Origin of the sequence: Catenulispora sp. GP43, assembly GCF_041260665.1 — a bacterium.
Lineage (GTDB): Bacteria > Actinomycetota > Actinomycetes > Streptomycetales > Catenulisporaceae > Catenulispora.
Window position 1 is genome coordinate 180,108 of sequence record NZ_JBGCCT010000019.1, and the last position, 13,521, is coordinate 193,628.

Sequence of the window (13,521 nt, forward strand, 5' to 3'; positions counted from 1 at the left end):
GGCTTCGTTCGCTGGTTCAGGAATCAGCGCGCCGGGACGGTGTCCGGCGTCGTCGTCTGCATGGCGCGCTTCATGAGATCAACGGTAGCAGAGCGGTCACGCCGAGGACACGTCCCGACGCGCGAAGCCGATCAGCCCGGCCGCGGTCAGCACCCCGCTGACCGCCGTCATCCAGACCAGCGGCGTCCAGTGGAAGACGCCGCCGGGGACCTTGGGGATGTGCGTGTACGGAGTCAGGTCCAGGAACCACTGCCCGGCGTTCACCAACGGCCCCAGGTAGGCGATGAAGACCAGCACCCCGAACACCCCGTAAGCCGCCGACGTCCACCTCGGCGCCAGCCCGAACAGCGCCACCGCCGCCGCGGCGATGATCCACAGCGCCGGCGTGGTGATCAGCCCGGCCCGCACCATCCGCCCGACCCAGCCCCAGAAGTCGCCGAGCACCGCCCCGGCGCCGACCCCCACCCCGAGGCCGCCCGCGGCCATCACCAGAGCGCTGCCGACCGCCGGGAACACCAGATGGCTGCAAGCCCACGCCAGCCGCCCGGCCGACCCGGACAGCACCGGCTCGGCGCGTCCGGAGGTCTCCTCCCCGCGCAGCCGCAGAACCGCTTGCACCGCATAGAAAGCAGCAGCCATTCCCAGGAAGCTGACGGCCGTGGCCAAATAGGAGTCGGTCAGGCCCTGCACCGCGCCGTAGCGCCCGATGATCTTCTCGACCTGCTGGTTGTCGTTCAACAACTGGTCGATGCCCTTGGCGATGGAGCCCATGACGATCCCGAACACGAAGATCCCGGCCATCCAGCCCAGCAACGCCGGCTGCTGCAATCGCCGCCCGAGCCCGAACACGCCGCGCAGCCCCGGCCCCGCGCTCGCCGGTCCCGGACGCTGCGGCAGCAGCCCGCGGCCCAGGTCCCGGGCGTTCTGCACGCGGTAGCCGACGGCCGCGGCCACGACCCCGGCGGCCAGCGTCACCCCGATCACCCACCACCGGTTCCCGGCCCAGGGATGCACGCGCTCGACCCACCCGAGCGGCGAGAGCCACGCCACCCAGCCGGCGCCGCCGCCGGTCCCGGCCGCGTCGCCGACGGTCCGCAGCAGATACGCCACGCCCAGGATCAGCGCGCCGATCCCGTTGGCCGCCCTGCCCGTCTCGGTGAGCTGCACCGCGACCGCCTGCGTCCCGGCGAACGCCACGCCGACGGCGAACAGGCAGGCCCCGAACGCCAGGGCGCCGCCGACGCCCTGCCCCAGCGCCACCATCACCACCGCCGCCAGCAGTCCGATGCCGAAGCAGGCGCTGACGGCGATGGCCAGCGCCGCGCTCAGCGGGGCGTTGCGCCCGACCGCCCCGGACCCGAGCAGCTCCAGGCGCCCGGACTCCTCCTCGGCGCGGGTGTGCCGGGTGATCAGCAGCACCACCATGATGCCGATCAGCAGGCCGCCGAAGCCGAGCGTGCGCCAGGCCGTCAGGGCGCCGAGGCTGCGGTCGTCGTACAGCGGGCCGTACAGCGCGCGCAGCGAGGGGTTGGCGCCGATGCTGGTGGCGAGCTTGTCGCGGTCGCTCTGCGCCGGGTACAGCTTCTTCAGCGAGTAGGCGGTGCTGCCGACGGTGGCCAGCAGCGCGTAGATCCAGACCGGCAGCATGATGCGGTCGCGGTGCGCGGCCAGTTTGATCAGGGTGCGCAGACCGCCGTCGGTGTCCTTCTGGACGCCGGGCCGCGTGGCGAACTTCGAGGGCTTCGCAGCCTTCTTCGCAGTCTTCTTCGTGCTCTTCTTCGTGCTCTTCTCGCCAGCCGTCGCGGCGCTCACCGGTGCGCCGCCCCTTCGGGCTCGTAGTGCCGCAGGAACAGCTCCTCCAGCGTCGGCGGCCGGCTGACCAGCGTCTTCACCCCGACCTCGGTCAGCGCCTTGAGCAGGCCGTCCAGGTGGTCGGTGTCGACCTGGCCGGCGAAGGTGCCGGCGCTGATCTTCGCGTCGTGCACGCCGGGCAGGTCGGCCAGCCCGGCCGCGGGCCCGGCGAGTTCGGCCTCGACGGTGGTCCGGGTCAGGTGCCGCAGCTCGGCCAGCGACCCGGTCTCGACGGTCCGGCCGGCGCGGATGATGGTCACCCGGTCGCACAGCGCCTCGACCTCGGACAGGATGTGGCTGGACAGCAGGATGGTGCGGCCGCGTTCGCGCTCCTCGGCCACGCACTGCCGGAACACGTCCTCCATCAGCGGGTCCAGGCCGGACGTCGGCTCGTCGAAGATCAGCAGCTCCACGTCCGAGGCCAGGGCGGCGACCAGCGCCACCTTCTGGCGGTTGCCCTTGGAGTACTGGCCGCCCTTCTTGGTCGGGTCCAGCTCGAAGCGCTCCAGCAGATCGGCGCGGCGCCCAGCGTCCACCCCGCCGTGCAGCCCGCCGAGCAGGTCGATCACCTCCCCGCCGGACAGGTTCGGCCACAACGTGACGTCGCCCGGCACGTAGGCCAGCCGCTTGTGCAGGGCCACGCGGTCGCGCCAGGGGTCGCCGCCGAGCAGGCTCGCCTGCCCGGCGTCAGCGCGGATCAGGCCGAGCAGCACGCGGATGGTCGTCGACTTGCCGGCCCCGTTGGGCCCCAGGAACCCCAGGACCTCACCCTCCTGGACGCTCAGGTCCAGGCCGTCGAGCGCGCGGGTCCGGCCGAAGGTCTTCACCAAGCCGGACGCGCTGATCGCAGTCGTCATGCGGCCGATGCTACTCGAATCTTCAGGATTTTGTGAATGTTATGAAAGTGCGAGCGGGACCGCTACCGTGGAGCCATGCGCAAGGACGACGCCGACCGGCCGGCCCCCGACCCGCTGCTGGTGTACATCGAGCGCTTCGCCAGCGTGCTGACCGACAGCGGCATCCCGCGCATGCCCTCCCGCGTCTTCGCCGCCCTGATCACCCAGGACGACGGCCGCCTGACCTCCCAGGAACTGTCGGACCTGCTCGACATCTCCCCGGCCGCGGTCTCCGGCGCCATCCGCTACCTGACGCAGGTCAACCTGGTCACCCGGGAACGCGAACCCGGCACCCGCCGCGACCGCTACCGGGTCCTGGACGAGGTCTGGCAGGACGCCCTCTTCCAGCGCGACACGATCATGGCGCGCTGGGAGAAGAGCCTGGCCGAGGGCGTCGCGGTGGTCGGCGCGGACACCGCGGCCGGACGGCGGCTGACGGAGTCGGTGCTGATGTTCCAGTTCCTGCGCGGGGAGCTGTCCGGGATGCTGGAGCGCTGGCAGGAACGGCGTGCCGAGCTGCGGGCGGAGCCCGCGCGGACGGACGCGGTGGCGCGGGCGCTGGGGTCGGGGTCAGGGAAGACTTCCGGCCCCTGATACTCGACCCTCAGATACTCGGCCCTCAGACCCTGATGCTCCTGGGCAGCTCCGCGTCCGCCACGTAGCCGATGCCCCGCACCGTCCGGATCAGGTCCGGCACGCCGAGCTTGGCCCGCAGCGTCGCGATGTGGACCTCCAGCGTCCGGTTCGCCGACTTCTCGGTGGTGTGCCACACCTTGCGCAGTATCAGCTCCCGGCACAGCACCGCCCCCGGCGTGCTCGCCAGCAGGTGCAGCAGGTCGAACTCCTTGCGGGTGAGCACCACCGGCTGGCCGTGCACGTTCACCCGGCGCTCCTCGGCGTCCACCACCACCGGCCCGACGCCCAGGTGGTCGGGGCGCTCGGAGGGCGTGCGGACCGCGGCGCGGATGCGCGTGGACAGCTCGGTGAGGCCGTAGGGCTTCACCACGAAGTCGTCCACGCCGATCCGCCGGCCCTCGATCCACAGGCCGCGGTCGGCGCGCGCGGTGATCGCGACCAGCGCGGCCTCGGTCTGGCGGCGGATGCGCTCGCACAATGCGAGCGCCTCCTCGTCCAGTAACCCCAGATCCAGGAGTACTGCGTGCGGGGAGAACGCCGCCATGCCCGGCAGATCGTCGGCACGCAGCCGCCGGACCGCGAACCCGTCCAGGCGCAGTGCGTTGTCCAACGCCGGTTGCACCCGGTCGTCCCTACGGCCGGCCACTACTAGCCTCATCGAACCGTCACCTCACAGCGCCGCGAGCGCGCCCGTATCGCATAAAATCGGGGTAATTCGTAAATAATGTTTGCCAGGGTCCTGCCATTCTGCTCACCCAGCGTGCCGGAGCGCAATACCGCGCGTGTGGGTTTTCTCAATGCGGCCTCAAGTCGCGATACTCGACCAGGGGTGGAAGAACACTGACAGTGAGGATTTCCGTTCCGGAGCTGTGGCACGGCACCGAGCGCCACTTCCCGCCACCCCGGCCGGAGTGCCGCGCGCCAAATGTGGAAGATCTGACGAATGCGCCGAACGTATGACGCGATCCCGCGGCGCGCGGCCCGCGGACCGGAATCGGCGCCGCCGTCGGCGAGGGTGGCGGCATGACCGTCGACGGCTCGTACACGGAGTGGGCGCGGCCCACGCGCCGGGTCCACCTCGCGCTGTCCGTGGGGATGACCCTCACCGGCGTCATCCTCATCGCGGCGGGCGCCTCCGGCGGGCGCGGCGCGGTGCGGCCGGCGCCGATGATCGGGCGGACCGCGGACAGCGTCGTGAGTGTCGTGAACGGCGGCAACGGCAGGAACGGCAGCCTGGTCCCGGCCGCGCCGCTCGTACAGGTCGCACCGCCCGTGCGGGTCGCGCCGCCCGTGCGGGTCGCGCCGCCGGTCACCGCGCCGCCGAAGCCGGATGCGAAGCCGCACGCCAAGCCCAAGCCGCACCGCCGGCACACGGCGCATCCCTCCGACGTTTCGCACCCGCGGTCGCGTCCCGGCCCGACTCACCCCTTCACACGCTGAATCCGGCGGTCACAGCCCTGGTCGGCATCCAAACAAAACCTCTAGGCTTACGGCCGTGGCGATGCGACAACTCGGGGACCTCGAAGCGGCGGTCATGGACCGCATATGGCGGCGCAACCGCCCGGTGTTGGTTCGCGACATCCTCGACGACCTCAACACCGACCGGTCGCTCGCCTACACCACGGTCATGACGGTGATGGACAAGCTGCACCGCAAGGGGTGGCTGCGCCGTCAGCCGCAGGGGCGCGCGTACGTCTACGAGGCGGTCGCCTCGCGCGAGTCGTACACCGCGCGCCTGATGCGCGACGCGTGGGCGACCAGCGACAACCAGGCGGTGGCGTTCGTCCACTTCCTGGAGCAGCTGTCCGACGAGGAAGCCAAGGCGCTGCGCGCGGCCCTGGAGATCTGCCCCCCGGCGTCGCCCCACCCGGCCGCGGAGGAAGAGCGGATGCAGTGACGTCCGCGCTCCTCCTGGTCCTCTACGCGCTCGCGGTGGCGCTCCTGGCACCGCCGCTGCTGGCCCGGCACTGGCCCGCGGACCGCGCGCCGCGGCTGACGGTGGCCCTACTGCAGATCCTGACGTGCTCGTTCCTGCTGGCCGCCGTCGGCGCCGGCCTGGCCCTGGCCTTCACCCTGGTCGAGGGCCTGTCCGAACTGTCGCCGACCCTGGACTCCTGCGCCGACCAGCTCCCGGTCACCGACCACGGCTCGCTGGGCACGGCCCTGGGCCACCTCGGCTGGATCTCGGCGGTCCTGCTGTCGGCGCGCCTGCTGTACTGCCTGGCCGCCACCTTCGGCACCGCCCGCCGACGCCGCCGCGCCCACAGCAGGATGCTCCGCATCCTCGCCACCCGCGACGACGAACTGGGCGTCCTGGTCCTGGACCACCCGGCACCGGCCTGCTACTGCCTCCCCGGCGACGTGGTGATCACCACCGGCGCCCTGGAACGCCTGAGCGCGAAGCAGCTGGAGGCGGTACTCCTGCACGAACGGGCGCACCTGTCCGGACGCCACCACCTGATCATCGCCCTGGCCACCGCCATCCGCCGCACCATCCCGCACATCAGGCTCCTGGCGTACGCCGAACGCGAGACCCGCCGCGTGGTCGAGCTCATCGCCGACGACGCGGCCGTGGCCCACACCGGCGCCCCCACCGTCGCCGCGGCCCTGGCCGTCATCGGCACCGCCCACCACCCCATGGACCACGCCGGCCACACCGACCACGCCGACCACGCCCCCGGCTACGACCCGGTCCCCGAAACCGCCCTGGCCATCGACTCCTCCCCGACCCTGCGCCGCATCCGCCGCCTCCTGCGCCTGGACCGCACCCTCACCCGCCGCGGCCACGCCCTGGTCATCGCCGCCACCACCGCGGCCACGGTGTTACCGGTCGCGCTGCTGGCGGTGTCGGGGGCGGCGATTTTGCGGCCATGCCCGCCGGACAGCGACGGCGGGTGGGCGCCGGCGGTGGTGGTGTCGGTGGATGCGGCGGAGGGGAGTTAGGGGATTGCGGCCGAGGGGATTACGGCCGGCAAGGGGATTGCGGCCGGCGACTCGACTGGCGAGGCTGAGCTAGTGGGGTTTGTGGGGTGGGCAAGCGTGTCGCGGCCGGGGGGACTACGTGCAGATCATCGAGGACAGCATCGTGGGCGTGCGCGCGGCGGTGATCACGCTGTCGCGCAGTGAAACACCATTGCGCTTCCAGCTCTACCCGATGCTTCACATCGGCGACCGTGGCTTCTACCGCGAGGTCACCCGCCGCCTGCGCGACTGTGACCTGATCGTCGCCGAGGGAGCGCCCGACACGGTGGCCACCCGGGCCCTCACGCTGTCGTACCGCCTGGCCCACCGCAACAAGACCATGCAGGTGGAGACCCAGAGCCTGGACCTGCTGGCACTGGGAAAACGCATCGTGGTCCCCGACATCAACACCACCGACTTCGAGGCCGGCTGGCGACGCGTCCCCCTCGGCACCCGCGCGGCGATCATGATCGCGGCACCCCTGTACGGCCTCTGGCTGGCCGCCTTCGGCACCCGCCGCTGGATCGGCAAGCACGCCGCCCTCGACGACCTGAAGACGAACGAGGAAACCCTGGCCGAGTCCCCGGACGACTCACTCGACGCGCTACTGCTAGATGCCCGCGACAAGCTCCTGGTCGAGGAACTGCTGCGGATCCACGCCGAGCACCGCGACGAACCCATGACGGTCGCGGTGGTCTACGGGGCGAGCCACATGCGGGCGGTGACGAGGGCACTGAACGCGGTTCACGGGTATCGCGCGCGGGATGCGGAGTGGGTGATGGTGCTCGGGTACTGAGGCGACCGAGCACCGCGACGGACTGCTTGTGCCGGGTCGCCGTGCAGGCCGACCGTTCCGACCGCTGCGACTGCCACGACTGCCACGACTATGCCGAGTTCGTGTCGGTCGGCGGCGGTGGCCGGTCATGCGCACCCCGCCGCCGACCCTCGGGCCAGTTATCTACTCCCCCACCCCACCCACAACCTCCACCGCCAGCTCCCCGAGCAACCCCGCGTCCGCCAGCATCTCGATCCCCACGATCCGCCCGTCGACGATCGCGAAGTCGAACACCACCTTCGGCCGCCCGGCCACCGACCACACCAGGCCGGCGCTGCCGTCCACCAGGGCCAGCTGCGCCGCCTCGGCGCGGCCGGAGAACTGCCCGGCGACATCGGCGGCGCCGCGCAGCTCGGCCACGGCGCCGATGCCGACGGCGGCCGGGTCGCCGCGCAGGACGACGTCGGGATCCAGGAGCTTGAGCAGGCCGGCGAAGTCGCCGCCGCGGGAGGCCTTCAGGAAGGCGCTCACCACCTCGCGCTGGCGGCCCCGGTCGGCCTCCGACTCCTCGCCCTGGCCCTGGACGCGGCGGCGGGCGCGGCTGGCCAGTTGGCGCACGGCCGCGGTGGACTTGCCGACGATCGGGGAGATCTGCTCGAAGGGGACCGCGAACAGGTCGTGGAGGACGAAGGCCAGGCGTTCGGCCGGGGCCAGGGTGTCCATCACCACCAGCAGGGCCAGGCCGACCGAGTCCGACAGCTCCGCCGCCAGTTCCGGGTCGGCCAGCGCGTCGCGCTCGGTGGCCTCGACCGCCTCGACGCCCGCCGGGCCCTCCAGGTCCTCCTCGCCGTGGTTGCGGCGGGCGCGCAGCACGTCCAGGCAGACCCGGCCGGTGACCGTCGTCAGCCAGCCGGCCAGGTTCTCCACCTCCGCCACGTCCGAGCGGTTCAGCCGCAGGTACGCCTCCTGCACGGCGTCGTCCGCCTCGGCCAGCGACCCGAGCATGCGGTAGGCGACCGCCCGCAGGTGCGGGCGCTGGGACTGGAAGAACTCGGCGAGCTGGTCGGCGTCGGTCATGGCTCCACATTCTGCGGGCGGGCTCAGGCGGTCACCACTTTGACGTCCGCGTTCGCGGGAATGTGACAGCCTTCGACGGCGGGAGGATCACTATGGCCGTGATCACTAATACCACCGGCACCATCGGCCCCGCCAGGCCTCAGCCGTCCCCGCAGCGACACCCCGGCCGCCAAGGCCGCCGCCACGCTCACCACCGCCGTCGCCGCGAACCCCCACCGGCTGTCGGTGTGGTCGGTGAGCTCGGCGACCCCGAGCATCACCACCACCGTGGCCGCCAGCCCGCCGCCGTTGGCCAGGCCGAAGGCCCGCCCCACGTGCGCCTCGTCCACGCTGGTCATCACCAGCGTCCGCGAGGCGATGCGCGCCGTCCCGAACGTGAACGCCCCGATCGCCACCCCGACCGCCAGGAACCCCGGCCCGAACTGCGGCTGGAGCACGAACACGGTGTTGCACGCCAGGAACCCCACCACCGCGATCGGCAGGTCCCCGAACCGCCGCCCCACGACCTTGTAGAACGCCGTAGCCGCCAAGAACCCCAGGCTCCCGATCGCGTCGACGAGCCCGAACAAGCCGGCCCCGCGTCCCCACTCTCCCATCACCAGCTTGGGCAGCAGCGCATTGAACACCGTCACCACAACACTGCCCTGCGCGTAGAGCAGGATCAGGCGGACGAGCGGAACGGACCGCCCGCCGGGAACAGCAGAACCGGAAGAAGCCGCGCCGACCGAGATCTGAGCCCTGGCAACGCTTTCAGCTCTTGGTTCTACCTCTGGTTCTACCTCCCGGGGCAACGCCCCGACCGCCACCACCAGCAAAGCCGACACCACGAACGTCCCGGCGTTGAACATCAACAGCGGCGAGGCCCCCAACCGCTGCACCAGCAACCCGCCGACGGTCGCCGACAACAACATCCCGGCCTGCGTGGCCATCTCGTAGTCCGCGTTGAAGCGGCGCACCTGCGAAGCCCGCACCCGCTCTTTGATCATCGCGTTGCTCACCGGAAAGAACAACGCCGCGACCACCGCCAGCGCGAAGTTCGCCGCGTACACCCCCGGCCCCTTGGCCCCGCCGAGCGTCAGCCACACCGGCAGCGCCAGAGCCAGCACCGACGACGTCGCGTCGCACCCGATCCACAACCGCCGCCGGTCGTACCGGTCCGCCAGCCGCCCGAAGTACGGCGAGAGCACCGCCTGCGGCACCGCGACCGCGATGAACAACAATCCGACCGACAGCATCGTCTTGTCGCTGCGGATCATCAACAGCGCCCCGGCGATCAGCTGCACGTTGTTGCCCAGGGCGGTGACGAAGGCAGCCGGTACGAGCAATCGCTCGGCCCGCCGCGTGGTGCCGGTGTGCTCCATACGACCCAGTGTCGGCATCATCACTGACACCAACTGGCAGCAATGCCGGAGCTAATACCGGAGCTCGTACCGGAGCTAGAGACGAGGCTGGAAACCCAACGCCCGCCCCGAAACCGGCGTCAATCCTCCGGCCGCCGGAAGACCACCACCAGCACCCGCAGCGCCAACACGCTCGCCACCGCCAGGAAGCTGTACCCGAGGAACTGGTACAGGCTCACCGACTTCCCGACCATCGGCCCGTTCTGCCGCCCCACCATCAGCACCCCCATCAGCCCGGACGTCGCGGCGAGCACCGTGATCAGCACCTGGTGCACCAGCCCGGTGACCACGTCCCGGTCCCGCCGGTCGGCGAACAGCCGCACGTTCACGCTCAGCTTCCCGTCCTCGGCGGCCCCGAGCAGCCGGTCCACCCGGCGCGGCAGCCGCCGCAGCATCGGCACCAGCGCGACCAGCTCGGCGGCCGCCTCGCGCTTGAGCGCCTCCGGCGTCAGCTGCTCGGCCGCGTACCCGCCGGCCAGCTTGCGAGCCTCGGTGACGATGTCGAAGTCCCGGGCCAGCTCGGTGAGCGTCCCCTCCAGCGTCCCCAGCGCCCGGAACACCGCCGCCACCTCGGCCGGGACCGCCAGGCCGTGGGAGCTCACGATCCGGAACAGGTCGGTGAACATGGCGACGTCGAACCCCGAGTCGGTGCGCAGGTGCCGCGCGGTGAAGCGTCCCAAATCCCGTTCCAGCGCGGCCTCGTCGATCTCCTCCGGCGCCGTCATCACCTCCAGCACCGCGTCGCACAGGTACAGCGGGTCCCCGGCGTCGACGGCGGCAAGCAGCCGCCGCATCGAGGCCCGCAGCGCGGAGTCCAGGCGGCCCACGGAGCCGAAGTCGAGCATGCCCAGGCGGCCGTCGGCCAGCAGCAGGATGTTGCCGGGGTGCGGATCGGCGTGGAAGACACCGTCGATCATCACCTGCCGCAGCAGGTAGTCCAGCAGCCGCTCGGCCAGCTCCCGCGCGGCGATCTCGCGCTCGGCCAGCCGCGGCAGCGCGCACCGCAGCGGCACGCCCTCGAAGCGCTCCATCACCAGCACCCGGGCCGAGGAGTGCTCGGTGAACGCCTTGGGGACCGCGACGCCCTCGACCCGGGTGACCGCGACGGCCGCCAGGTTCCGGGCCTCGATGCGGAAGTCCAGTTCCTCGCGCAGCGCCGCGGCGAAGCCCTCGGCCAGGGCCGTGACGCCGAGGGACCGGGCCCAGGACGTGCGCCGCGCCAGCGTCCGGGCCAGCCGCCGGATGATGTCCAGGTCCCGGTTCACCTGGGTGGTCACCCCGGGCCGGCGCACCTTGACCACGACCTCCTCGCCGGAGACCAGCCGTGCGGAGTGCACCTGCGCGACCGAGGCGGCGGCCAGCGGCTCGCGGTCGAAGCGGTCGAAGACCTCCTCGACCGAGCCGTATTCGGCTTCCAGCACGGCCTGGATCTGCGGCCACGCCACGAAGGCGGCCTGGTGCTGCAAAAGCGAGAGCTCGTCGATGATCTCGGCCGGCAGCAGGTCGCGCCGGGTAGACAGGATCTGCCCGAGCTTGATGAAGGTCAGCCCGCCCTCGTTGAGCGCCTCGCGCAGCGAGCGTCCGATGTTCGCCTGCGGACGCCGGCCGCGCAGGTAGGGCCCCAGGCCGTGGCGCATGAGGATCATGGTGAAGCGCCAGTAGCGGCGCGAGCGGGCCACCCGGCTGCGCAGGCCTCTGATCCACTCCAGCGGCGTCGGCAGGCTGCCGCTGGGCGCCAGCGCCTCGGCGACCACCAGGAACACCATGCTGGGCAGCAGGATGACCAGCATCGCCAGCACCAGCAGCAGCGGCTTCCCGGCGTCCGCCAGGGTCCCGTCGGGCAGTTTCGGGCCGAGCATCGCGGTCATGATCGGGGCGGACATGCCCCAGGAGATCGCGGCGGCCAGGACCAGCCGGGTGGCGGAGAACCGGACGCCGAGCAGGCGCCGCACGATCGAGGCGAGCACCACGACGGCGACGGCCGCGGTCAGGACGAACAGCGGTCCCTGCAAGAAGCCCATGCGGCGACCCTATTGGTCGCCGCATGGGCAATGCGGCGCTCTCAAGCGCGCTTGGTTGCTCTCAAAGCGCTCTCAGTGTCCTCAGTCGTCTTCAGTCGTCCTCGGTCGCCCTCAGGCGTCCGCGGCACCGGCGGCGGCCACGGGCTTGGCCTCGACCGCCACGACCGGCTCGGGCAGCTTCATCTCCGGCAGCGCGGTGTGCAACGGGATCTCGCCGGGGGCGTCGTCGGTGAGGTCGGTGGAGTCCTCGTCGAGGATCGGGTTAACCTGCGAGGTGCAGAAGCTGCACCGGCGGGCCCGCGCGGGGATCTGCTGCAGGCACTCCGGGCAGGCGCGCTTGGCGTGGGACAGGTCGTGGTGCGGGTTCAGCTCCTCGGTGAGCTTGTTCACCGGCAGCACGATGAGGAAGTACAGGGTCGCGGCGGTGAGCAGGAAGCTGATGCCGGCGTTGATGAACGTCCCGTAGGGGAACGTCGTCTTGCCGAGGGTGAAGACCTTCTTGCTGTAGTCGCCGATGCCGCCGGTCGCCCAGCCGATCAGCGGTGTGAGGAACGCGCCGGTGAACGCGGTCACCATCGCGGCGAAGGCGGCGCCGATGACGACGCCGACGGCCAGCCCGACGACGTTGCCGCGCACGACGAACTTCACGAAGCCGTTCATTGACCCCCCTGGGTCCGACAGGATGCTGACGAGATGTGCGCGCGGCAGCATCCCACATCCGGTCGGCCCGAGAGAAGTGAGCCCGGGTAAGGGTTTTCAGCCCTGCGGCTGGCGCGAGGACTGCTCCCCGGCCGGCTTGTCTGCCGGCTCCTCGGCCGGCTTGTCCGCCTGCCCCTCGACAGCCTTGCCGGCCTGCCCGCGCCGGGTGCTCCACAAGCTGGTCACCGTGGTGATCGCCAGCACCCCGACGATCACGCCGAGCGAGGCGGCGATGCCGATGGTGGGCACGGTGACCGGGCCGATGTGCTCGACCCCGGAGCCGTGCAGCGCCTCGAAGAGCATCTTCACGCCGATGAAGCCCAGGATCACTGACAGGCCGTAGGACAGGTGCACCAGCCGGTCCATCAAGGCGCCGAGCAGGAAGTACAGCTGCCGCAGGCCCAGCAGCGCGAAAACGTTGGCGGTGAAGACGATGTACGGCTCCTTGGTGAGCCCGAAGATCGCCGGGATCGAGTCCAGGGCGAACAGCAGGTCGGTCGAGCCGATGGCGACCATGACGATCAGCATCGGGGTGAAGCGCCGGTGCCCGCCGACGTGGGTGACCAGCCGCGCGCCGTCGTAGTCGTCGGTGGTCTTCACCGCCTTGCGCACCCGGCGCAGCAGCCGGTTCTCCTTGAACTCCTCGTCGCCGTGCCCGGTGGCCAGCTTGACCGCGGTGTAGACCAGGAACGCGCCGAAGACGTAGAAGATCCAGCTGAACTGGTTGATCACCGCGCTGCCGATCCCGATGAAGAACCCGCGCAGGATCAGCGCCATCACCACGCCCCACAGCAGCACCTGGGACTGGTAGGCGCGCGGGACCCGCAGCTTGGTCAGGATGATGACGAAGACGAACAGGTTGTCGACGCTGAGGCTGTACTCGGTGATCCAGCCCGCGAAGAACTCACTGCCGGAGCGGTGCCCGCCGAAGTACGAGAGGCCGACGCCGAACAGGATGCTGGCCGCGACGATCCCGGCGACCCAGACCGCGGCCTCGCGGGTCCTGATCGCGTGCGGGTTCCGGATGCCGTGCCACAGGTCCAGCCCGACGGCCACGGCCAGCACGGCGATGGTGGCGATCCAGACGGTCAGGCTGACGTGCATTGCGGGACTCCTCCGGCGTTGTCATGGCATACCCCAAGGGCATGCACAGGCGCCGAAAGTCTTCTCCACCTGAAACCGCTGAAACCGCTGGTCAGGCCGGA

13 protein-coding genes are annotated in these 13,521 nt (G+C 71.2%); 5 read left to right on the forward strand and 8 right to left on the reverse strand.

Annotated features, from left to right (window positions below; translation table 11 throughout):
* Window positions 1-96 precede the first annotated feature (96 nt).
* On the reverse strand, window positions 97-1,812 hold the full coding sequence (locus ABH926_RS33155) for an ABC transporter permease (RefSeq protein ID WP_370369867.1): 1,716 nt from the start codon (window positions 1,810-1,812) through the stop codon (window positions 97-99).
* Entirely contained in the window at window positions 1,809-2,708 is a 900-nt protein-coding gene (locus ABH926_RS33160; protein WP_370369868.1) for an ATP-binding cassette domain-containing protein, read from the reverse strand. The genes ABH926_RS33155 and ABH926_RS33160 overlap by 4 nt, the downstream gene beginning before the upstream one ends.
* A gap of 75 nt (window positions 2,709-2,783) precedes the next feature.
* Here ABH926_RS33160 and ABH926_RS33165 point away from each other — a divergent pair, with 75 nt between their 5' ends.
* Complete coding sequence (locus ABH926_RS33165; RefSeq protein ID WP_370369869.1) at window positions 2,784-3,341, forward strand: GbsR/MarR family transcriptional regulator; 558 nt, start codon at window positions 2,784-2,786, stop codon at window positions 3,339-3,341.
* A gap of 25 nt (window positions 3,342-3,366) precedes the next feature.
* Here ABH926_RS33165 and ABH926_RS33170 read toward each other — a convergent pair whose 3' ends face one another.
* Window positions 3,367-4,029, reverse strand: a complete 663-nt coding sequence (locus tag ABH926_RS33170) for a response regulator transcription factor (protein WP_370369870.1) — start codon at window positions 4,027-4,029, stop codon at window positions 3,367-3,369.
* A gap of 377 nt (window positions 4,030-4,406) precedes the next feature.
* On the opposite strand from ABH926_RS33170, the gene ABH926_RS33175 reads away from it, so the two are divergent.
* The 4 genes from ABH926_RS33175 to ABH926_RS33190 all read left to right on the forward strand — a co-directional run bounded on the left by ABH926_RS33175 (window position 4,407) and on the right by ABH926_RS33190 (window position 7,140).
* Window positions 4,407-4,823 (forward strand): hypothetical protein, encoded by a 417-nt coding sequence (locus ABH926_RS33175; RefSeq protein ID WP_370369871.1) that lies wholly within the window; start codon window positions 4,407-4,409, stop codon window positions 4,821-4,823.
* A gap of 61 nt (window positions 4,824-4,884) precedes the next feature.
* Window positions 4,885-5,280 carry a BlaI/MecI/CopY family transcriptional regulator gene (locus ABH926_RS33180; protein WP_370369930.1) on the forward strand — a complete coding sequence of 132 codons (396 nt, stop codon included), beginning with the start codon at window positions 4,885-4,887 and terminating at the stop codon, window positions 5,278-5,280.
* On the forward strand, window positions 5,277-6,326 hold the full coding sequence (locus ABH926_RS33185) for a M56 family metallopeptidase (RefSeq protein ID WP_370369872.1): 1,050 nt from the start codon (window positions 5,277-5,279) through the stop codon (window positions 6,324-6,326). Before ABH926_RS33180 ends, ABH926_RS33185 begins: the two co-directional genes overlap by 4 nt.
* A gap of 118 nt (window positions 6,327-6,444) precedes the next feature.
* The gene (locus ABH926_RS33190; protein WP_370369873.1) at window positions 6,445-7,140 is read left to right on the forward strand and encodes a hypothetical protein; all 696 of its coding nucleotides are present in this window, start codon (window positions 6,445-6,447) and stop codon (window positions 7,138-7,140) included.
* Window positions 7,141-7,302: 162 nt separating this feature from the next.
* Here the strand turns inward: ABH926_RS33190 and ABH926_RS33195 are convergent, their stop codons facing one another.
* The 5 genes from ABH926_RS33195 to ABH926_RS33215 form a co-directional block, all read right to left on the reverse strand.
* A complete protein-coding gene (locus ABH926_RS33195; RefSeq protein WP_370369874.1) occupies window positions 7,303-8,196 on the reverse strand; it encodes a sigma-70 family RNA polymerase sigma factor in 894 nt (297 codons plus the stop codon).
* Window positions 8,197-8,219: 23 nt separating this feature from the next.
* Window positions 8,220-9,557, reverse strand: a complete 1,338-nt coding sequence (locus tag ABH926_RS33200) for an MFS transporter (protein WP_370369875.1) — start codon at window positions 9,555-9,557, stop codon at window positions 8,220-8,222.
* Window positions 9,558-9,676: 119 nt separating this feature from the next.
* The gene (locus ABH926_RS33205) at window positions 9,677-11,617 is read right to left on the reverse strand and encodes an ABC1 kinase family protein (RefSeq protein ID WP_370369876.1); all 1,941 of its coding nucleotides are present in this window, start codon (window positions 11,615-11,617) and stop codon (window positions 9,677-9,679) included.
* 111 nt (window positions 11,618-11,728) lie between these two features.
* A complete protein-coding gene (locus ABH926_RS33210) occupies window positions 11,729-12,277 on the reverse strand; it encodes an MscL family protein (protein ID WP_370369877.1) in 549 nt (182 codons plus the stop codon).
* Window positions 12,278-12,373: 96 nt separating this feature from the next.
* Complete coding sequence (locus ABH926_RS33215) at window positions 12,374-13,420, reverse strand: TerC family protein (RefSeq protein ID WP_370369878.1); 1,047 nt, start codon at window positions 13,418-13,420, stop codon at window positions 12,374-12,376.
* Window positions 13,421-13,521: the final 101 nt, after the last annotated feature.

Coding starts and splice junctions, on each gene's coding strand:
- ABH926_RS33160 (WP_370369868.1), bottom strand. CDS start 2,708: ATGACGACTGCGATCAGCGCGTCCGGCTTGGTGAAGACCTTCGGCCGG.
- ABH926_RS33165 (WP_370369869.1), top strand. CDS start 2,784: ATGCGCAAGGACGACGCCGACCGGCCGGCCCCCGACCCGCTGCTGGTG.
- ABH926_RS33175 (WP_370369871.1), top strand. CDS start 4,407: ATGACCGTCGACGGCTCGTACACGGAGTGGGCGCGGCCCACGCGCCGG.
- ABH926_RS33180 (WP_370369930.1), top strand. CDS start 4,885: ATGCGACAACTCGGGGACCTCGAAGCGGCGGTCATGGACCGCATATGG.
- ABH926_RS33195 (WP_370369874.1), bottom strand. CDS start 8,196: ATGACCGACGCCGACCAGCTCGCCGAGTTCTTCCAGTCCCAGCGCCCG.
- ABH926_RS33200 (WP_370369875.1), bottom strand. CDS start 9,557: ATGGAGCACACCGGCACCACGCGGCGGGCCGAGCGATTGCTCGTACCG.
- ABH926_RS33205 (WP_370369876.1), bottom strand. CDS start 11,617: ATGGGCTTCTTGCAGGGACCGCTGTTCGTCCTGACCGCGGCCGTCGCC.
- ABH926_RS33210 (WP_370369877.1), bottom strand. CDS start 12,277: ATGAACGGCTTCGTGAAGTTCGTCGTGCGCGGCAACGTCGTCGGGCTG.
- ABH926_RS33215 (WP_370369878.1), bottom strand. CDS start 13,420: ATGCACGTCAGCCTGACCGTCTGGATCGCCACCATCGCCGTGCTGGCC.